The sequence below is a fragment of the Streptomyces atriruber genome, from assembly GCF_001418325.1.
Lineage (GTDB): Bacteria > Actinomycetota > Actinomycetes > Streptomycetales > Streptomycetaceae > Streptomyces > Streptomyces atriruber.
Genome location: NZ_LIPN01000359.1, coordinates 1 through 20054 on the forward strand (window position 1 = coordinate 1; position 20054 = coordinate 20054).

18 protein-coding genes and 1 riboswitch are annotated in these 20054 nt (G+C 72.0%); of the genes, 5 read left to right on the forward strand and 13 right to left on the reverse strand.

Features of this window, described 5'->3' with window-relative positions; all coding sequences use genetic code 11:
• Nucleotides 1–1150: FGGY family carbohydrate kinase (locus AOK03_RS31530; RefSeq protein ID WP_055568786.1), on the reverse strand; the 1150-nt coding region annotated here is incomplete at its 3' end.
• Between the two features lie 271 nt (nt 1151–1421).
• On the opposite strand from AOK03_RS31530, the gene AOK03_RS31535 reads away from it, so the two are divergent.
• Both AOK03_RS31535 and AOK03_RS31540 read left to right on the forward strand, forming a co-directional pair.
• Nucleotides 1422–2414, forward strand: coding sequence for a hypothetical protein (locus AOK03_RS31535; RefSeq protein WP_425264428.1), 993 nt, complete (start codon nt 1422–1424; stop codon nt 2412–2414).
• A gap of 78 nt (nt 2415–2492) precedes the next feature.
• Nucleotides 2493–4019 carry an amino acid permease gene (locus AOK03_RS31540; protein WP_055568788.1) on the forward strand — a complete coding sequence of 509 codons (1527 nt, stop codon included), beginning with the start codon at nt 2493–2495 and terminating at the stop codon, nt 4017–4019.
• Between the two features lie 29 nt (nt 4020–4048).
• On the opposite strand, the gene AOK03_RS31545 is transcribed toward AOK03_RS31540, so the two are convergent.
• The 6 genes from AOK03_RS31545 to AOK03_RS31570 form a co-directional block, all read right to left on the reverse strand.
• A complete protein-coding gene (locus AOK03_RS31545; protein ID WP_055568789.1) occupies nt 4049–4603 on the reverse strand; it encodes a GNAT family N-acetyltransferase in 555 nt (184 codons plus the stop codon).
• Between the two features lie 33 nt (nt 4604–4636).
• Nucleotides 4637–5368: an SDR family NAD(P)-dependent oxidoreductase gene (locus tag AOK03_RS31550; protein WP_055568790.1), complete on the reverse strand. Its 732-nt coding sequence runs from the start codon at nt 5366–5368 to the stop codon at nt 4637–4639.
• Between the two features lie 100 nt (nt 5369–5468).
• Nucleotides 5469–5792 carry a hypothetical protein gene (locus AOK03_RS31555; RefSeq protein WP_055568791.1) on the reverse strand — a complete coding sequence of 108 codons (324 nt, stop codon included), beginning with the start codon at nt 5790–5792 and terminating at the stop codon, nt 5469–5471.
• Between the two features lie 44 nt (nt 5793–5836).
• Nucleotides 5837–5946: riboswitch (SAM riboswitch) on the reverse strand.
• Between the two features lie 40 nt (nt 5947–5986).
• On the reverse strand, nt 5987–7345 hold the full coding sequence (locus AOK03_RS31560; protein ID WP_055568792.1) for a radical SAM protein: 1359 nt from the start codon (nt 7343–7345) through the stop codon (nt 5987–5989).
• Between the two features lie 107 nt (nt 7346–7452).
• Nucleotides 7453–8955: an alpha/beta fold hydrolase gene (locus AOK03_RS31565; protein WP_055568793.1), complete on the reverse strand. Its 1503-nt coding sequence runs from the start codon at nt 8953–8955 to the stop codon at nt 7453–7455.
• Nucleotides 8955–9425, reverse strand: coding sequence for a hypothetical protein (locus AOK03_RS31570; RefSeq protein WP_055568794.1), 471 nt, complete (start codon nt 9423–9425; stop codon nt 8955–8957). The genes AOK03_RS31565 and AOK03_RS31570 overlap by 1 nt, the downstream gene beginning before the upstream one ends.
• A gap of 171 nt (nt 9426–9596) precedes the next feature.
• Between AOK03_RS31570 and AOK03_RS31575 the strand changes: the two genes are divergently transcribed.
• Nucleotides 9597–10817 (forward strand): sensor histidine kinase, encoded by a 1221-nt coding sequence (locus tag AOK03_RS31575; RefSeq protein ID WP_157869129.1) that lies wholly within the window; start codon nt 9597–9599, stop codon nt 10815–10817.
• 519 nt (nt 10818–11336) lie between these two features.
• Nucleotides 11337–12032: a response regulator gene (locus AOK03_RS31580; protein ID WP_055568796.1), complete on the forward strand. Its 696-nt coding sequence runs from the start codon at nt 11337–11339 to the stop codon at nt 12030–12032.
• Between the two features lie 45 nt (nt 12033–12077).
• On the opposite strand, the gene AOK03_RS31585 is transcribed toward AOK03_RS31580, so the two are convergent.
• The 6 genes from AOK03_RS31585 to AOK03_RS31610 all read right to left on the reverse strand — a co-directional run bounded on the left by AOK03_RS31585 (nt 12078) and on the right by AOK03_RS31610 (nt 18463).
• Entirely contained in the window at nt 12078–13097 is a 1020-nt protein-coding gene (locus AOK03_RS31585) for a Gfo/Idh/MocA family protein (RefSeq protein WP_055568797.1), read from the reverse strand.
• Nucleotides 13094–14164, reverse strand: coding sequence for a Gfo/Idh/MocA family protein (locus AOK03_RS31590; protein WP_055568798.1), 1071 nt, complete (start codon nt 14162–14164; stop codon nt 13094–13096). The genes AOK03_RS31585 and AOK03_RS31590 overlap by 4 nt, the downstream gene beginning before the upstream one ends.
• Nucleotides 14165–14194: 30 nt before the next feature.
• Nucleotides 14195–15070 carry a carbohydrate ABC transporter permease gene (locus tag AOK03_RS31595; protein ID WP_055568799.1) on the reverse strand — a complete coding sequence of 292 codons (876 nt, stop codon included), beginning with the start codon at nt 15068–15070 and terminating at the stop codon, nt 14195–14197.
• Nucleotides 15063–16010, reverse strand: a complete 948-nt coding sequence (locus tag AOK03_RS31600; protein ID WP_055568800.1) for a carbohydrate ABC transporter permease — start codon at nt 16008–16010, stop codon at nt 15063–15065. The genes AOK03_RS31595 and AOK03_RS31600 overlap by 8 nt, the downstream gene beginning before the upstream one ends.
• On the reverse strand, nt 16007–17263 hold the full coding sequence (locus AOK03_RS31605) for an ABC transporter substrate-binding protein (RefSeq protein ID WP_055568801.1): 1257 nt from the start codon (nt 17261–17263) through the stop codon (nt 16007–16009). Before AOK03_RS31605 ends, AOK03_RS31600 begins: the two co-directional genes overlap by 4 nt.
• A gap of 66 nt (nt 17264–17329) precedes the next feature.
• On the reverse strand, nt 17330–18463 hold the full coding sequence (locus AOK03_RS31610) for an ROK family transcriptional regulator (protein ID WP_055568802.1): 1134 nt from the start codon (nt 18461–18463) through the stop codon (nt 17330–17332).
• Between the two features lie 425 nt (nt 18464–18888).
• Here AOK03_RS31610 and AOK03_RS31615 point away from each other — a divergent pair, with 425 nt between their 5' ends.
• A complete protein-coding gene (locus tag AOK03_RS31615; protein ID WP_055568803.1) occupies nt 18889–19980 on the forward strand; it encodes a mechanosensitive ion channel family protein in 1092 nt (363 codons plus the stop codon).
• The last annotated feature ends 74 nt before the right edge of the window (nt 19981–20054 follow it).

Here is a 20054-nt window from a genome sequence, read left to right on the forward strand (position 1 = left end):
CCACGGCGTCGGCGAGCGCGGCGACCTGCGCGGCGATGCCCTCGCACAGGGCCCGCACCAGGTGGCCCGGGGTGGTGTCGAGGCCGAGCCCGGTCATCGATCCGCGCAGGTCGCCGCGCCACCAGGGCGCCGCGAGTCCGGCGAGCGCGGGCACGAAGGTGACGCCTCCGGCGTCGGGGACGGCCGAGCCCACGGGGTCGAGGTCCTCGGCGCCCGTGATCACGCCGAGGTCGGTGAGCCAGCGGATGGCGGACGCGGCGGTGTAGACCTGTCCGTCGAGGCAGTAGCTGGTGCGGCCCGCCAGGCGCCAGGCGACGCAGCCGACCAGTCCGGAGCCCGAGCGGCGCGGGCGCGGGCCGGTCTGGGCGAGCAGGAACGCCCCTGTCCCGTAGGTGCACTTGGCGCTGCCCGGCGCGGTCACGTCCTGGGCGAGCAGTGCGGCCTGCTGGTCGACGAGGAGGCCGGTGAGGGGGATCTCGGGGCCGAACGCGGTGGTCGTGCCGAACTCTCCCGCCGCGTCGACGACCCGGGGCAGGCGCTCGTCGCCGAGTCCGTAGAGGTCGAGGGCCCGTGGTGACCACTCGACGGTGTCGAGGTCGAGGAGCTGGGTGCGACCGGCCGTCGCGGCGTCGGTGACGTAGGCGCCGGTGAGGCGGTGGACGAGCCAGGCGTCGCTGGTCGTGACCACGCCGCGCCGGGTGCGATGGCGGCGTATCCACGCCATCTTGGGCGCGGCGAAGTACGGGTCGAGCGGCAGGCCGGTGAGATCTCTCAACTCCTCTGCATACTCGGTCAGTTCGGCGCAGACCGACTCCGCCCTGCGGTCCTGCCACACGAGGGCGTCGGTGAGGGGCCGCCCGGTCTCCGGGTCCCAGGCGAGCACCGTCTCGCCCTGGTTGGCGAGGCCGACGGCGGCGACCGGTTCGCCCGCGTCCGCCAGCGCCGCGCGACCCGCGTCGACGACGGACGAGAACAGCTCGGCGGGGTCGACCTCGACCAGCCCGCCGGGGAGGAAGCGGGGGCGCACCGGGGCCGCGCCCGACCCGATCACGCCGCGCTCCGGGCAGACCACGAGGGCCTTGGTCCCGGATGTGCCCTGGTCCACGGCGAGCACGGGCCGTCGCGCCTGATCCGGCTCATAGGTGATCATCGCGGGAAGCCTGCTACAGCGGCCCGGAGGGCGTCAAGGGACCGAGATGACAACGTTCGCACCGGAAATGAACGCCAAATGACCGAACGGCGTGCCGCTTTGACAGAAAGGGGCCCCAAAGATCCAAGAAGTTGCCTTGAACCGGAAGAGGACGGCTCTACACTGTCCGCCGAGCCCCACTGTCAACTCCCGTATCAGCCACCTTCGTTAACCTCACCCGTAACCTCCGTCACACGTTCAGTCTCCGCCCTCTTCCCCCAACAGAGGACTCATGCCCATGCCGTTGGGCCGCCCGGTGTACCACCCGGCAGGCCACGACGAAGCGCTGCGCGCCGTGCTCCAGGACCTCAGAACCGGTCGCTGGGTCTCCACGCGCAACCTGCTGACCGAGACGCCCGACTGGGGTCTGTGGACGCAGCGCACCCAGGTCCTGGGAGCCGCCGTCGCCGGTTCCGACGTGGTCCGGGCCTGGCGCGCCGAGGAGCCGCACAGCACGTCGGCCACCGTGCTGCACACCCGCGTACTGGTGGAACGGGCCCTGCGGGCCCACCGCTCCGGGCACCGGCAGACCAACGACCTGTGGCGCGAAGCGGTCGCGGCGTGCGGTGAGGCCTCGGCCATGTCGCCCGAGGATCCCGTGCCGTGGATCTGCCTGCTCACCCTCGCCCAGCTCGACGTCGGCCAGCGGTGGGACCAGCACCGGGCCGCGCCCCCGGAGCCGATGCTGTTCCCCGGCCCCTGGCAGCTCCTCGCCGAGGCCGACAAGCGGGACCCCGGCAACCGCGAGGCGTACCACCGGATGCTGCAGTTCGTGTACGCGCGCCGGTCGCGGGGCCCGCTGACCGAGGCGTACAACTTCGTGCAGTGGGCTTCGGCCGCGGCTCCGGCGGGCTCCGCGCTGCACCTGCTGCCGCTGTACGTGCGCGTCGAGCGCTACCGACGGGAGGCCGGGCAGGAGCAGGCCCTCGACCTGCACTGGATCTCCGAGGACGCCACGCGCGCCGCGCTCCTCGCCCTGCAGCTGTGGTTCGACCACACGACGCCCGCCGCGAGCTCGGTCCTCGACCTCAGCCACCTGGCGCACGCGCTGTGGGGCGCCCACCAGTTCCACGACGCGTCCCGCGTGTTCCAGGCCCTGGACCCCTTCTACGCCACCGTGCCGTGGACGTACCGCACCCGCTCCCCCGGCGACGCCGACGCCGCCGCGGAGGTCTTCGTCCAGGCCCGCGCCCGCTGCTTCAGCGCCTCCCGCGGACCGGGCTGAGCCGCGCCGCCCCAGCCGCCCCGGCTGCCTCACCTTTCTCCCCCGTCCCCACCGCCGCTCTCCACCGGAGGTCCCACCGTGTCCCGCACCACCTGGTCGTCGAGCTCCTCCCCAGCACCGCGCCAGGACGAGGAGGAGCGGCTCAGAGAGCTCGGCTACCAGCCCGTCCTGGCCCGCCGCATGGGCGGCTTCGGCAACTTCGCCATCAGCTTCTCCGTCATCTCCATCCTGTCCGGCTGCATGACCCTGTACGGCTTCGGCCTGACCACCGGCGGCCCGGCCGTGATGCTGTGGGGCTGGGCCGGCGTCGGCCTGTTCGTGCTCTGTGTGGGCCTCGCGCTCGCCGAGGTCACCAGCGCCTACCCCACCTCGGGCGCCCTGTACTACATGGCGGACCGGCTCGGCGGACGCCGCTGGGGCTGGTACACGGGGTGGCTCAACCTCCTGGGCCTGCTCGGCGCGATAGCGGGCATCGACTACGGCGCCGCCCTGTTCACCGGCGCGTTCCTGAACCTGAAGTTCGGCTTCACGCCGACCGCGGAGAAGACCTTCCTGATCTTCCTCTGCATCCTGCTGCTGCACGCCGTCCTGAACCTCTTCAACGTGCGCCTCGTGAGCCTGCTGAACTCGATCAGCGTGTGGTGGCACGTGGCCGGTGTCACCGTGATCGTCGGTGTCCTCGCGATCGTGCCGGACAGCCACCAGTCGCCGTCGTTCGTCTTCGGCGAGTTCTTCAACGGCACCGGCTGGGACAACCCGCTCTACGTCACCGCGATCGGCCTGCTCCTCGCCCAGTACACGTTCTCCGGGTACGACGCCTCCGCGCACCTGTCGGAGGAGACCTCCAACGCGTCGGTGACCGCCGCGCGCGGCATCGTGCGCGCCATCTGGGCGTCGTGGATCGCCGGTTTCGTGTTGCTCGCCGGTCTGACCTTCGCCATCCAGGACTACACGGGCACGTTGGACACGGACACCGGGGTGCCGCCCGCGCAGATCATGATCGACGCGATCGGCGAGTCCGGCGCGACAGCGCTGCTGCTCATCGTGATCGTGGCGCAGCTGTTCTGCGGCAACGCGGAGACGGCCGCCGCGAGTCGCATGGTGTTCGCGTTCAGCCGTGACAACGCACTGCCCGGCTCCGCCCTGTGGCGCAAGGTCAGCGCCCGCACCCAGGTGCCGGTGCCCGCGGTGTGGCTGTCGGTGGGCCTGGCCGCGGCGATCGCCCTGCCGTCCCTGTACTCGTCGACCGCGTACACGGCCGTGACCGCCATCAACGTCATCGGCATCACCCCCGCGTACGCCATCCCGATCTTCCTGCGGCTTCGCGCGGGCGACCGCTTCCAGCCGGGTCCGTGGAACCTGGGCCGCTGGAGCAAGCCCATCGGCTGGATCGCGGTGCTGTGGGTGGCGTTCGTGACGGTGCTCTTCTGCCTGCCGCAGGCCTCGCCGGTGACGGTCCAGTCGATGAACTACGCGTCGATCGCGCTGGCCGTGGTGCTGATCCTGGCCACCGTGTGGTGGTTCGTGGCACGCCGCTCCTACAGCACGCCGCAGGCGTACGGCTCGGACCGGGAGCAGGCCGAGGTGGCGGAGAACATCGTCTGAGCCCCGCGTCGGGGCCGCCGCGAACCGCCCTACAGTGGGCGGTCGTTGAGGATCTTCTGGAAGAGCCGGTGGTCGCGCCAGGCGCCGTTGATGTACAGGAACGACGGCGCGACCCCGTACTCCTCGAAGCCGCACTTCCTGAGCACGCGCTGTGAGGCGGTGTTGTGCAGGAGGGTGCCCGCCTCGACGCGGTGCAGGCCGAGTTGGGCGTCCGCCGCCTCGCAGACGTGCCGTGCGGCGGCGGAGGCGAGGCCGCGGCCCACGTGCTCCGCGTCGATCCAGTAGCCGAGGTTCCCGCTGCGGGCCGGGCCGAGCACGATGTTCGACACGGCCGCGTGACCGACGATCTCGCCGCCGCGCGCGAGCACCCAGTGCGCGGACCGGCCCGCGCGTCCGTCCGCCAACTGCACCTGGACCCGCTCGGCCTGACCTTCATCGGTGTAAAAGGCGGCGGGCCGGTCCGGGTCCCACGGGTCGAGGTGGTCGCGGTTGCGTCGGTAGGCGCGGGCGAGCGCCTCCGCGTCGTCGAGCGCGAGGGGCCGGATGAGGACGTCTTTCGCGAGGTCGACCGCTCCACTGATCATGCGCCCATCGTACGAGCGGCCGACCCGGGTGGGTCAGCGTCCGCCCGCGACCCTCAGCACGGTGCCCGTCGCGTACGAGGCCTCGTCCGAGAGCAGCCAGGCGACGGCCGCCGCGATCTCGTCGGGCCGCCCCGCGCGCCCCAGCGGAATGCCGTCGGCGAGCTTCGCGGGCCGCTGCGGGTCCGCGTGGAACTCGGTCCAGATGACGCCGGGGGAGACGGCGTTGACCCGGATGCCGTCCCGCGCGACCTCCTTGGACAGGCCGACCGTCATCGTGTCCACGGCGCCCTTGGCGGCGGCGTAGTGGACGTACTCCCCGGGGGCGCCGAGGGTGGCCGCGGCGGAGGAGACGTTGACGATCGCACCGCCGCCGTTGGCCTTCATGTCCCGCACCGCGCGCCGGGCGCAGAGCAGATATCCCAGGACGTTCACTTCGAGCGCCCGGCGCATGCCGTCGGCGTCGGCGTCGGCGAGGGGCCCGACGGGGCCGCTCACCCCGGCGTTGTTGACCAGGCCGGTGACCGGGCCGAGCCCGGCCGCGGTGTCGAAGAGACGGTCGACGTCGGCCTCGTCGGCGGTGTCGACCCCAACGGTGACGCAGCGGCGGCCGGCCCTGCGGACCGCCTCGGCGGCCTCCTCTGCGGCGGCCGCGTTCGAGCGGTAGCCGATGACGACGTCATGGCCGTCCTCGGCGAGACGGGCGCTGACAGCGGCGCCGATACCGCGGCTGCCGCCGGTGACGACGGTGACGGGGTGGTGCTGCACGGTGGACCTCCGGCTCTGGGTGGCTGACTGTCGCGCCGCCCGGACGCGGGGATCGCCCGCGTCCGGATCACGCCGTCATCCTACGAACCGGTGATCTTCGTCAGCGGCGAGGGGCCGCGCGGCCCGCCTCGGTGGCCACGCCGACCAGCGTGGCGCCCGCCGTGTCGCACCCCAGCCTCAGCAGGTTCCTGCGGGGCTGCCACTGGGCCGGGCCCGTGTGGTCGCGCAGCAGGCGGCGCAGCCGCTCCGGGTCGTGCGTCCACACGGCCGCGGGCACGCCCCTGGTCGGGCCGAGCACATGGAGAGCGATGCGGCCGTCGTCCGCCACGTCGTACGAGGACAGGAGCACGTCGACCGGGGTGTCGCGGACGTCGTCCGTGCCGGGGGCCCGGTGGGTGCCTTGGGTGTCGTGCGAGTGCGTCATGGTGCGCCTCCGGAGTCGTGGACCCCGGTGTCGCCGACCCCGGTGATCCGCCGTTCCCCGTGTACGTCGCACGGGGCGGGTCGTCACCCGGGGCACCCGCGACGGAGCGGGGTGCCGTCCAGCGAGCCGGGGCTTGGCGCTGGAACTCGTGACCCGCCCCGACCGTAACACGACGTCCGGAGGCGCTGCCGGGGCTACGGGGTCTCGGCCGGGAGGACCGCGTCCTCAGGGGCCGCCGCCTCCGCGGGCAGGCTGTCCATGAACGAGCTGACCGAGAAGACCGCGTTGCCGGGGCCCGCCGGGCCGTAGCCGGGCGGCGAGCTGAGGCCGTTGGCCTCCATCGTGGCGCGGTAGGCCTCCAGGAGCCGCACGTGGTACTCCAGCGGCGCGCCCTGCGGGTTCGCCTTGCCGAGCGGCGTCGTGGGCTCCGGGCACCAGGTGGTGAAGCGGGGCGTGATGCCGCGCGACATGAAGTACTGGAGCCCCTCGACGGTGGAGTCGATGGCCTCGTCGACGGTCTTGAAGCCGAACGGCTCGGCCATCTCCACGCCCGCCACGAAGTTGGGGATCACGTTGCGCGGCCCGAACACCTCGGCGGAGTCCAGGATGCGGCGGTGCCACTCGTCACGTCCGACGTAGCGCTCCTTGCCGGGGCAGTACCGCTCGAAGAGGTACGGGTCCCACACCTCGTAGTTGGGGTGGTAGATCCGCACACCGTAGTCGTGGAAGCGCTGGACGTCCTCCTTGGGCAGGGCCTGGGCGACGACCTTGCCGATCCAGCGGCCGGGGAAGCGCTCCTCGATGGCCTTCGCGTACTGGCCGTAGAAGTCGGCCTCGTCCTTGCCCTGGAGCTGCGTGGTGATGGCGCCGCCGGTGAGCGTGTACGCGGTGGAGGACTTCGCGGTGTCGTACTTGTCGATGATGGCGAGGGCCTCGAGGACCTCGTCCATCGGCTTCACGCCCGTGTAGGGACGCCCCGCCGCCTTCTGCTGGCGCCAGTTGTGGTTGATGTCGCAGTACTGGCACTCCTCCTTGGCGCCGAAGTACTGGCAGACCCGGAAGACCGTCAGATAGATCAGGTAGCCCCACTGGATGGTGGGCGCGACCTCCATCACCGACTTGCCGTTCTCCAGCGTGTGCCGGTAGTAGTCCGGCATCGGGGGCAGGCCGACGTCGGAGATGCGCGCCCCGTCCAGGTACAGGCCGAGCACGCCGTTGTCGTCGGCGGCGACCCGGTAGGGCGAGGACGGGTTCACCCGCACGGAGACGACGGTGCGGCGCAGCTCGTAGGGGCCGCCGGTGAGGACGATCTCCTCCGGCGGGCGGCGCAGCGCGGCGGCGCCCAGCTCGGGGAGCGTGCCGTGGTCGAAGGAGAAGATGAAGTAAGACTTCGGCTTGACCTCGCCGTTCTCGTTGTCGCTGAGCGCCGACTCGTCGAAGGCGATGCCGCCGCGCAGCAGATCCTCCTTGATCACGGCTTCCCGCGGCACGTGCGGGAACCGCTCCATGAGTGACTCGATGAGCTGGGTACGGCTCTCGCTGCGGCTTGGCATGGGCCGGGCACCTCGGATCCTGTTCGGTCGATCTGTCCCGTCCACGCTAATACCCGGCGGATCCGTTCCGGATCCGACTCCGGTCTCAGGCCGACTACGCCGCGGGTCTAGGCTCCTGGTGGCATGCCTCCTTCGACGACGGTTCCCGGCTTCGGCACGTCCAGGTCCGTGAGGTAGCGCATGATCGTGTCCCGTTCGGCGCCGCCGTTGAAGATCTTCACCGCGTGGCCCCAGCCCTTCACCTCGACGAGCGCCGCCCGGTCCCCGAGCCGCCGCTGCACCGAGCGCGCCCAGGCCAACGGGGTCGCGTTGTCATGGCGGGCGCCGATCAGGAGCAGTGGCGTGTCCGTCCTGACCGGCTCCGTCGCCGCGGCCCCGGGGGCGGGCAGGCCCTGGCAGAGGTCGGCGTACGAGACGGTGTTCGGGGAGTAGCCGAAGCGGGGCGCCGCCGCGCGGGCGGCACGCTGGTCGGCGAGGTGGGTGGCGGCGTCCGGGGCTCGCAGGTTCAGGTCGGCACAGACGGACAGGTCGGCGCCGGGCAGCGTCTTCTCGTCCGCCGGGACGTCGCCGTCGTCGGTCTCCCAGGGCCGCCCCGTGTCCAGGGCGTCCAGGTACTGGGCCACGGCCGGCCAGGACGGGGTGAGGAGCATCGCGTCGATCGTGCCGTTGAGCTCCGCGAGCGGCACGTCCTTGCCGCCGTTGCGCAGCTTCCCCGCGGCGGCCCGCTCGGCGAGGCCCTCGTACACCCGCCAGGCGTCCCGCTCCCCCAGCTCGCAGTCCCGGGTCCGCTCGCACCACCGGGCGAACTCGCCGAAGGCTCCCTCCAGCGCCTTCGCCCCGGTGACGCCGAAGGCGCGGCGGCCGATCGCGGGGTCCATGACGCCGTCGAGCACGGCGGCCCGCACCCGGTCGCCGTGCGCCGCGGCATAGCGCTGGCCGTAGACCGTGCCGTACGAGTGTCCGTAGAGGGAGATCCGGTCCTCGCCGAGCGCTGCGCGGATGACGTCCATGTCGCGGCTGACGCTGTCCGCGTCGGTGTGCTCGGCCACCGGCCCGGACGTACGGGCACATCCGGCGGCCAGGGCGGTGGCGCGCTTCTTCAGCCGTCCGAAGCCCTCGGGCGTCGTGGCGGGCCGCTTGTCCTTGATCATCTCGGCCAGTGGTCCCGCCGGGCACTGGACGGGACTGCTGAGTCCGGTGCCGCGCGGGTCGAAGCCGACGATGTCGAAGCGGCGTTCGGCACCGCCCCACTCCTTGGTCTGCGCGACGTTCTGGACGCCGGAGTTGCCGGGCCCGCCGGGCAGGAACATCAGGGTGCCGATGCGCTCGCCGGGCCGGGTCGCCTCGCGCCGCACCACCGCGACGTCGAGCCGCTCGCCGTCCGGTGCCGACCAGTCGACCGGCACGTGCACGGTGCCGCACTCGGCACCCTTGGGCGCGCCCTTGGCGGCGTCGGCAGGGCAGGGCTTCCAGGTGATGCGCTGGGGCCGCTCGGTGGCACGCTTCCCGGTGGTCCCGCTCCCCCGCTCCCCCGCTGTGCAGGCGGCAAGCGAGAGCAGGGCGGCGCCCGCCGTCACGGCCGCCAGCGCCGCTCGCGCACGTGCCGCCATCAGCCCCTGGCCTTCATCGCGACGTCCTTGTCCTGCCAGGCGTAGAGCGCACCGTCGACCCGGGCGCCCGACCAGGTGCCGCAGTTCGTGTCGGCCTTCGCCGCGAGGTCCGAGGGGAACCAGTCGGCCTTCAGACGGGGCTCGCCCTGCGGCTTTCCCTTGGTGCACTGGGCGGGGAACTTCCCGTCGGGGGTCGTGAACTTGATGATGCGGTCGTCGCCGGTGGTCGACATGACGTACTTGATGTCGCTCGCGTCGTCGGGCAGCCAGCGCGGCACGGACTTCCTGTCCTTCTTCGCCGCGGCGCCGTCCTGGTAGGACGACTTCTCCTGGTGGTCGTCGAAGGGGTTGCTGGAGCCGCTGCCGCAGGCGGTCAGGGCCGCGGCGAGGGCGGCGGCACCGAGCGCGCAGAGCGTCGTGCGGGCCGCGCGGGGGCGGCGGGGGTTCGGGCGGTGCGTGGTACGAGGCATGGGGGTCGCGCTCTCCTTGGCGTCAGGGCCCGCTTCCGCGGAGCCGGAGTGTCTGCCTCCACGCTCGCCGCCCCGCCCCCTCGCCCGCCTCGGCCCTTCGGTGGATCGCGCGGGCCCCGGTCAGGCTTTCGGCTGATCCACGGCATGCGACCTGATGCGTACATTCGGTACGTGGATGATCACCGCTCACGACTCGGCGCGACGCGCACCGGGCCAGGACCCCGCCCCGGCGGACCCGGCACCGGCACCCGAACCCGCACCGGCCCCCGTCCCGGCCCGGCCCGGGTGCTGCTGTTCGCCGTCCCCGCGGTGTTCCTGTGGCTGCTCGACCTGGTGTCGAGCGAGCCCGACGGCTCCTGGCTGCCCCTGGTCTCCGGGCCGCTGGCCGTCGCCGTGCTGCTCGTGCGGGGCGGTCCCCGCATCGAGGTGCGGGCGGCCGCCGCCGCACTGGCCTCCGGCGGGCTCACGCTCGGCCTGGCGCTCGGCCGTGTCCAGGTGGGCAGCTGGGGGCTCCTGGAGTCCTTCGCGCTGCTCGCCCTCCTCACGGTCACCACGCGTACGGCGCGGCTGCCCGCCGGGTACGTCCTGTGTGCGCTGCTCGCGCTCGCCGTCGCGACCGCGCCCGTACGGACCGGCTTCCAGTCCGATGCCGAGACCTTCGCGTTCATCCTCACCGTCGCGGCGGGCGGCGCGCTCGCGCTCGGCGGCTACCTACGGTCCCTGGACGGCAGGCGGGCGCTCGCGGTGAGCGCGACGCAGGAGGAGGAGCGCCGCCGCATCGCCCGCGACCTGCACGACTTCGTCGCCCACCACGTGACCGGGATCGTCGTCCAGGCGCAGGCGGCGCGCGCCATCCGCGAGACCTCTCCCGAGCAGCTCGAACCGTTGCTCGCCGGGATCGAGAAGGCGGGCACCGAGACCCTGGAGTCGATGCGGCGCCTGGTGCACGTCCTGCGCGCGGAGCCCGGCGCCACGACCCGGCCCGCCGACCTGCTGACCGAACTGGCCGCGCTGGTTGCGGCCCACGGCGACGCCGCGACCTTGGAGATCACGGCGCCGGTCCGCGCCGCCGCGCTCGCGCCCGAGGTCGAGACGTCCGTGCACCGCGTCGTCCAGGAGGCGCTCACCAACGTCACGCGACACGCACCCGGCGCCGACGGCATCCGGGTGCGTGTGGCGGTGGACGAGGGGCAGCTGGTCGTCGAGGTCTCCAACGGCCCGTCCCCCCACGGCCGCGCCACGGACAGGACGCCGCCGGGCGGGCGTGGCGGCCTCGGTCTGATCGGCCTGCGTGAGCGAGTCTCGGCGCTCGGCGGCGGCCTGGAAGCGGGGCCGCTGCCGGGCGGCGGCTGGCGGCTGCGCGCCACGCTGCCCGCTGGGCCTGCCGGTTGAACATCACGCTGTGCGGCACGGGCGCCCCGAAGTCCCGCGCGGTGCCTGGCGGGAGCGGGGGCCCGAGGATCTCCTCGCAGCCGTGGTCTCCGAAGACGGTGGCTGTGGTGTCCGTGCCGTTGTCCACGTGCGCGGCGCCGGAGACCAGCAGGTAGCACTCGCCGTTCACCGGGTTGTCGGTACTGAAGTCGTCGCCGTTGACATGGACGTAGTGCAGGGTGCCGTTGGCGGCGCTCGCGGAGGTCGGCAGGGCCGTGACGAGGGCGAGGGCGCCGAGGACGGCGACGACGGTGCGGTGCGGGCGCACGAAGGTCTCCCTTGGGCTCGGCGGGCGCCCGGCCGACGGTGGGGCACCAGGCGGACGGCCGCCCGCCAGGGAGCACGCCACCGGTCACGGCCCCCGTGCCGGAGCCGCCCGAGGCGCTCGGTGGTGATCACGGGGGCGCGTGGAAGTGCCTTGTCAGGGGCCGTGCGCGCAGGCACGCCCCGGGCCGTCCTAGTCTTCTCCTCGTGGAAGAAATGCCGCAGAACCACCGCCCCGCGAGCCAGGTGCGCGTCCTCGTCGCCGACGACCAGGAAATGGTGCGGACGGGATTCCGGTTGATCCTGTCCGCGCAGCCGGGCATCGAGGTGGTCGGCGAGGCGGGCGACGGCGCCGAGTGCGTCGAGCTCGCCCGGCGGCTGCGGCCCGACGTGTGTCTCGTCGACGTCCGGATGCCGAAGCTGAACGGTCTCGAGGTGACCCGGCTGCTCGCCGGTCCCGGTGTCGCCGAGCCGCTGCACGTCGTGGTCGTGACCACCTTCGACCAGGACGACTATCTGGACGACGCGCTGCGCGGCGGCGCGGTCGGGTTCCTGCTCAAGGACGCCGGGCCCGGACTGCTCGTGGAGGCGGTGCGCGCCGCCGCCCGTGGCGACGCGCTGGTGTCCCCCGCCGTCACGCTGCGGCTCCTGGAACGCATGGCGGACCGGCACGGCCCGCACTGCGGCGCGGCGGCCGTCGGGCCCGCGCCCGAGGTGCTCTCGGAGCGCGAACTCGACGTGGCGCGGCGCGTCGCGCGGGGCCGGACCAATCAGGAGATCGCCGAGGAGCTGTGGATCTCCGTGGCGACCGTCAAGACCCATCTGGCCAACATCCAGGCGAAGCTGGTCGTGCGCAACCGTGTCGAGATCGCCGCGTGGGCCTGGGAGTCGGGCCAGGTCGGAGGGCGCTGACCACCGGCCGGGTGACCGGGTGACCGCCCGGCCGACCGGCCCCCCTCAGTCGACCGGCACCGCCACCGGCACGCCGCCGCGTGCCGACGCGTACCCGGCCGCCACGACACGCAGGGTGCGCAGCCCGCCCGCACCGTCGGCGACGTCCATGCCGTCCTCGCCGGGACCGTGCAGGAAGGCCCGCAGCATCCGCTCGTCCAGATCGACGCCGAACGGCAACTCCATTCCCTGCCCCCGGCGTTCACTGAATCCGTGCACCTTCTGGTCGAAGGCGTCCATCTCCAGGGTGGCCCGCTCGCCGACGACGGTGAGTTCCAGGCCGCCCCACGAGTGGTGGGAGCGGGGGTGCGACCAACTGCAGTCGATGGTGGCGACGGTGCCGTTGGAGTAGGTCACGCTGACCAGGCCGCTGGTCTCGGCGGCGACCTCGTCGGCGTACAGGAGGTTGTTGGTCTGCGCGTACACCTCGACGGGCGCGGCCTCTCCGAAGAGGTCGTCGAGGAGGTCGGCGATGTGCACGGTGTGGTCCATGAGGGCGCCGCCGCCGGAGAGCGCCGGTTCGGCGAACCAGCGGCGGTCGCGGGTCGGCATGGTGCCGTTGTTCGCGCCGGACACCGCGAGGACCCGGCCCGTGTCGCCCGAGGCGACGGCCGCCTTCACGGCCGCGTACGCCGGGCTGAAGCGCACCGGGTAGGCGACGGCGAGCCGCACGCCCGCCGCGTGGCAGGCGGCGACCATCGCCTCGCCGTCCTCGACCGTGGCCGCCAGGGGCTTCTCGCAAAGGACGGCCACGCCGTGCGCGGCGGCGCGTTCGACCAGGGGGCGGTGCCGGGCGTTCTCGGAGCAGACGATCACCGCGTCCGGGCCCCAGGCGAAGGCCTCCTCGTAGGTGTCCGCGTACGCGACCCGCGCCGCGTCGGCGAGCGCGCGGCCCCGCACCTCGCCGGGCGCCGCGAGGTCGGTGTCCGGATCGCTGCCGAGGACTTCGATGCCGGGCATGCGGGACAGCAGCCGCAGATAGGTCGCCGCGTGGACGTGGGCGAACGACAGGACGGCGACCTTCATCGCGCTGTCTCCTCGGTCTCGGGGTTCTTGGTGCTCTCGGTGCTCTTGAGGCTCTCGGGGCTTTCGTTGATCTCGATGACGCGGCCGGTGCGGCTGGACTCCACCGCGGCCTCGGCAATCCGCACCGCTTCGATGCCGTCGCGGGTGCTCACCCGTGGCACGGGGCCGCCGTCGCGCCAGGAGGCGGCGAACTCGCGGAGTTCGGTGTGGAAGGGGCTCTCGGTCATGGGGCTGGTCGGGATGGACTCGTTGGCGGCGCGCACGCCCTGCGCGGTGATCCGGAAGCCGGGGACGGCCGTGGAGTCGTGGGTCAGGAGGCCGCCGGCTCCGGCGACCCGGAACGTGGTGCGGAACTGCTGGTCGGGCAGGCCCCACAGGCCGTTGATGTGGCTGACGGCGCCCGATGCGTGGGTGAGGACGGCCGACGCGGTGACGACCTCGGGCGGGGTGCCGGTGGCGTGCTCGACGCCGCGGGTCCGCGCGTGCACGCGGACCACGTCGCCCGCGATCCACCGGGCGATGTCGATGTCGTGCACCATCAGGTCCATGATGACGCCGCCGGACTGGGCCGGGTCGCCGAACCACGGCGCCCACTGGGGCCTGGCGCCGCCGCGCGTGAAGCGCAGTACGGCGAGTTCACCGAGGTCACCGCGGGTGACGGCCTGCCGCAGAGCCGCGTACGCCGGGAAGTAGCGCACCACGTGGGCGGGGTGCAGCCGTACGCCCGCGGCGTCGGCGGCGGCCCCGATCTCCTCGGCGTCGCGGGCGGCGAGGGCGAGGGGCTTCTCGCAGACGACGTGGCGGCCCGCGGCGACGGCCGCGAGGGCGAGTTCCTTGTGGGTGGGGGTGGGGGTGCAGACGTCGACGGCGCTCACGTCGGCGAGGACGTCGTCGAGGTGGTCGAAGGACCGGACGTCGTGCCCGCGCTCGGTGTACTCGGCGGCGAGCTTCTCCGCGGAGCCGTCGACGGTGTACACGCTCACCCGGGCGCCGAGCGCCAGCCAGCCGGGCAGATGGGCACGGGCGATGCCGCCCGCGCCGAGCAGGCCGATGTGAAGCGGTGGCATAGGGAACCGCTGCCTTTCCGTGGGGGTGGGTCAGCTCTTGGAGCCGGACAGGGCGACGCTCTGGACGAAGTGCCGCTGGAGGAAGACGTAGACGAGCAGCATCGGCAGGCTCGCGATGAGCGAACCGGCCATCATCACCGGGTAGTTGGTCTCGTACTGGCCCTTCAGAGAGGTCAGTCCCGCACTGATCGGCATCTCCTGCGGGTCGGTGTTGACGACGAGCGGCCACAGGAGGTCGTTCCAGGACCACATGGCGGTGATGACGGCGAGGGCGGCCAGCGCGGGCCGGATCAGCGGCAGCATGACCGACCAGAAGATGCGGAAGGGGCCCGCGCCGTCGATGCGGGCGGCCTCCTCCAGCTCCTTGGGGAGCGTGAGGAAGAACTGGCGGAGCATGAAGGTGCCGAACGCGCTGAACATGCCGGGCAGGAAGAGCGCCGGGGTGGAGTTGAGCAGGCCCAGCGACTGGATGATGTCGTACTGCGGCAGGACGAGCAGTGAACTCGGCACCATCAGGACGGACAGGAAGAGCGCGAACAGGACGTTGCGGCCGCGGAATTGCATGCGCGCGAAGGCATAGGCGGCGAGCGAGCAGAACACGAGCTGGCCGAGGGTGCGCCCGACGGTGTTGATCAGGCTGTTGGTGAGCATTTCGCGGAACGGCAGCGCGGTGAAGACCTCGTCGAAACTCGACCAGTTCCAGGTGTCGGGCAGGAACGTGGGCGGCACCCGTGAGGTCTCGGCGAGGGTCTTGAGCGCGGTGAGCAGCTGCCACAGGAACGGGAAGACCATTACGAGCGCCCCGAGGGAGAGCACCGCGTGGGTGGCCACGGCCCCGGCGTCGAAGCGTTTCCGGTCGGCGGGGGCGGCCGGTGTGTCAGGCGTGGCGACCGGCGTGTCAGGCATAGTGCACCCACCTCTTCTGGATCCGGAACTGGAGGTACGTCAGGGCCGCGATGACCAGCATCAGCAGGAAGGCGAGGGCGGCCGCGGCGCCCTGGGCGTTCTCGATGAAGGCCCATTTGTAGAAGAGGCCGACGACGGACTGCGTATCGCCGATCGCGGGATTCTTCTCGGCCATCATGATGTAGATCAGGTCGAAGGTCTGCAGGGAATTGATCATGCAGATGACGGAGGCGAAGAAGATGGTCGGGCTGAGCAGCGGAAGCGTGATGGTGAAGAACCGGCGCAGCGGTCCTGCCCCGTCGAGTTCCGCGGCCTCGTAGTAGTCCTGCGGAATTCCTTTGACGCCGGCCAGGAAGATGACCAGGTAGTAGCCGGTGGTCGACCAGACCATCACCGTGCCGATCGCGTAGACGGCGGTGGACGGGTCGGAGACCCAGTAGTTGCGGTCGATGCCGAACCAGCTCAGCATTTCGTTGAGAAGCCCGAAGTCGCCGTTGTAGAGCCAGTTCCAGACGAGTCCGACGGCGACGGGCAGCGTCACGAACGGCAGGAAGTACAGGGCGCGGTAGATGGAGACGCCGCGCAGTCCTCGCCGGTTCAGGAGGGACGCGACGACGATGGCGATCGGCAGCGCGGCGAGCCCGATGACGCTGTATATCAGGGTGTTGCCGAGCGCCTGCCAGACGGTGACGTCCTTGACGACGCGCAGGTAGTTGTCGGCGCCCGTGAAGGTGTGGCCGCCGAACGCACCGAATTCGGTGAAGCTGAAGTAGAAGGTCTGCAGCAGCGGCCAGAAGTAGAAGACGGCGAAGCCGAGACCGAGCGGCGCGATGAACCAGTAGGCGACCCGCTGGTTGCGGGCCCCCGGGCGTGCGCCGGACGCGGAGGCGGGGCTGCGACCGGCCGCCTTCGCGGCGGCCGTCGCGGGAAAGACACTCATGAGTCGCGTTCCTCCTTCAGGGCCCGGTCCATCTGCTCGCCCAGCGTGCGGGCGGCGCTCTCGATGCCGCCCTTGCCGCTGAACGCGGCGCCGAGCAGCGGGTACTGGAAGTTCTCCCAGACCGCGGTGTTCTTGGAGCTCGGATAGGGAACCGCGTACTTCTCCATCTCGATGAAGTGCTTGAGGTCGAATTCGGGCATCGACTTGATCCAGGCGTCCTGTGTCCCTCGGTACGAGGAGATGGTGACGCCCGCCTCGGCCTGGATCTCGGCGGCCTCCCGGCCCGCCATGAAGTGCACGAACTTCCAGGCGGCCGCCTTCTTGTCGCTCTTGGCGGAGATGACGTTCGCGAGGCCGTGGATGATGGTGGCCCTGCGCCGCCCCTTGGGCAGGACGGCGATGCCGCCGTGGTCCTTGAGCGCCGGTACGGCGTACATCTGCCCGGCCATCGCGGAGAGGTCGTAGTTCATGGCGACCTTCTCCGACCAGTAGCGCACGCGCCCGATGGACTCGACCATCGCGCTCTGCGGGGGCGACCAGCCCCGGTCGACCATGTCGGTCAGGAAGCGCAGCCCGTCGATGGAGCGTTCGTCGCCGAAGCCCGAGCGACCGTCCTCCAGGACGTAGCCGTCGGCCCCGCAGATGGTCGGATAGAACTTCATCTGCCGGTCCATCTCGGCGGCGAAGCCGTGCACGCGCCGCCGGGGGTCGGTGAGTTCGGCGGCGGCGTCGCGCACGTCGTCCCAGGTCCAGGTCTCGTCCGGGTACTTGATGCCCGCCTTGTCGAAGAGCCGCTTGTTGTACCAGAGGCCGATGGTGTCGAAGTCCTTCGGCAGGCCGTACTGCGTGCCCCGGTAGGCGTAGAGCTTCACCAGGGCGTCCGGGTGGCGGTCCACGGGGGTGGCGTCGGCCTTGACGTGCCCGGAGAGCGGTTCGAGGACGCCGTTGGCCGCGTACAGCTGGAAGTTGACGGCGTTCATCCAGAACACATCGGGTGCCGTGCCACCGCGCATCGACGTCTTGAGCGTGGTCCAGTAGCTCGCCCAGGGCGTCAGCTGGATCCGCACGGAGATGCCCGGATTCCGCTCCTCGAACAAGGCGATGATCTTCTCCATGCCCGGCACCTGCGCCGGATCCCACATCCCGTACGAGAGCGTGGTCCTGCCACCGCTGTCCGTGCCGCCGCCCCCTGAGGAGCAGGCGGCGAGCAAGGGGGCCGCCAACGCCCCGCCGAGCAGAGTCCTTCTGCGCATGTGCGCCTTCGCCTCCCGATGAGTCGTCGGACGCCCCACGGCCCACCCGCGCGGGGCGGGCGGCCGCTACGACGCCTTGTCCGCGAGCAGGTCCTCCTCCACCCGGTCGAGCGCCTTGCGCACGGCGCCGATGGCCACGCCCCGTTCGCCGAGCGTGCTCAGCGCGATGCGCGGGACGTGCAGGGTCATGGGGTGCAGCCGCTCCTGGAGCAGCGGCACGAGGTGGCGGCCGACGGGGGTCGCCCCGCCGGTCAGCACGATCAGTTCCGGGTCGACGGCGAGCGAGAGCGCCGCGATGCCGGGGGCGAGACGGTCGGCGAAGTCCGCGACGGCGGCCAGCGCCCGTGGCTCCGCGGTGTCCGCCGCACGGGCGAGCGCGGCCACTTCGGACTCGCCGTCGCGCCGCGCGCCCGACCACTGCAGGGCTTCCTGGGCGGTGCTCATGCCGAGCAGGGGCAGCATGCCAAGTTCGCCCGCCCCGCCGCGCCTGCCCCGGTGCAGCCGCCCGCCGATGGTGAGGCTGCACGAGACACGGTGTCCGGTGAGTACGCAGACGACGTCACCGGCGAGGGTGGCCGCGCCCTGCCAGCGCTCGGCGAGGATCGCGAGGTTCACGTCGTTCTCGACGAGCGTGAGGCCCGGCTCGCCGTCCTGGAGCAGCCGTCCGAGGTCGACGCCGGACCACTCGGGCACCACCACGGAAGTGACCACTCCGCCCGTGTCCACCACGCCGGGCACGCCCACGCAGCGGGCGAGGACGGCGGCGCGGCGCGGGGCGTGGGTGTCCAGGAAGGCCTCCGCGCCGTGGCGCAGCAGGTCGAGGCGGGCGCTGCCGCCGAGCTCCGGGTCGATGGCGCGGCGCTGGACGGCCAGCACGGTGCCGCCGAGGTCGGCGAGGAGCAGCACCATTTTGTGGAGCCCTATGTCGGCGCCGAGCACGTATCCGGCTTCGGTGCGGAAGCGGAAGCGGCGTGCGGGGCGGCCCGGCGGGCGCTCGCCCGACTCCTCCGCGGACTCGCCGACGAGTCCCCGTTCGGCCAGCTCCTCGACGGCCGCTTCCACGGTGGGCCGGGACAGGCCGGTGCTCGCGGCGAGTTCGGCGAGGGTGCGTGGGCTGCGGCGGTGCAGGGCGCGCAGCACGACGGTGGTGTTCAGCCGCCGCAGGGCGTTCAGATCGTGCCCCCGTGCCCCGTTTCGCATCAGTCCTCGTTCCGAATCCGCGCGAGGGCAGCCCAGTTGACGGGCTGCGATGTCCGGCCCCCCGCGGAATTAGAGAGGAGACTTGCATAACCGAAGCGGTCGGGGAACCCCTCCGGCAACGGTCGGTCGAAGTGTGTTTCGCCCGTGCGGACCGGGGCGGGGCGGCGCAGGCGTGCGGATGCCATCGGGCGGACGTACGAGGGCGGATGGACGGACGTGACCGGTTCGTGAAGATCCAGGTGGGGGTACGCGCGCCTGCTGTGTCCGGATGGGGCAGGATGACGTCCGCGCCGGGTGGAGCTCTCGCACGGAGCTCCCGCCCCGGCGTGACCGCACTCCCCGGAATCGAGCAGGTATCACAAGGTGACGACACATCACATACGCCGCGTTAAGGCGCTTTCTCCCCGTACGACGGGAGCGAACTGATGACCCGTGCGCTCACACTGCACGACTGGATCACGGCCGGGATCGCGGTGGCCGCCGGCGTCGTGGCCGGGCTGCTGCTCCGCGCGCTGCTGCGGTGGCTGGGCGAGCGGGCGAGCCGGACCCGGTGGAGCGGCGACGACATCATCGTCGACGCCCTGCGCACCCTCGTCCCCTGCGCGGCCATCACCGCCGGAATCGCCGCCGCGGCGGGCGCGCTGCCCCTCGCGCCGCGCACCGGGCGCAACGTGACCATGACGCTCACCGCGCTGCTCATCGTGGCGGGCACGCTGACGGCGGCCCGGATCGTCACCGGCCTGGTCAGATCCCTGGCGCAGTCCCGCTCCGGGGTGGCCGGGTCGGCCACCATCTTCGTGAACATCACCCGGGTCGTCGTGCTCGCGATGGGCTTCCTCGTCGTCCTGCAGACCCTCGGCATCTCCATTGCGCCGCTGCTCACCGCGCTCGGCGTCGGCGGTCTCGCGGTCGCCCTCGCCCTGCAGGACACCCTCGCCAACCTCTTCGCGGGCGTGCACATCCTCGCGGCGAAGACCGTGCAGCCGGGCGACTACATCCAGCTCAGCAGTGGAGAGGAGGGCTACGTCGTCGACATCAACTGGCGCAACACCACGGTGCGTCAGCTCTCCAACAACCTCGTCATCATCCCCAACGCCAAGCTGGCGAGCACCAACATGACCAACTACAGCCGCCCCGAGCAGGAGCTGTCGATCATGGTGCAGGCCGGAGTGAGCTACGACAGCGACCTGGAGCAGGTCGAGAGGGTCACGATCGAGGTCGTGGACGAGGTGATGACCGACATCACCGGCGCGGTGCCCGACCACGAGGCCGCCATCCGCTTCCACACCTTCGGCGACTCGCGGATCAGCTTCACGGTGATCCTCGGCGTCGGGGAGTTCAGCGACCAGTACCGCATCAAGCACGAGTTCATCAAGCGCCTGCACCAGCGCTACCGCGCGGAGGGCATCCGGGTGCCCGCCCCGGCGCGCACGGTGACCGTCCAGCAGGGCGAGCTGCCGCCGCCGCTCGGCATCCCCCACCAGCGGGACGCGTCGGTCTCCTCGCAGCTCCAGTGACCGGTGCGCGCGGGGCCTACTGAGCCGAGTGGCCGACAGCTCGGTGGCGGCGCCCCGGGCCCCGTGTTCCACTC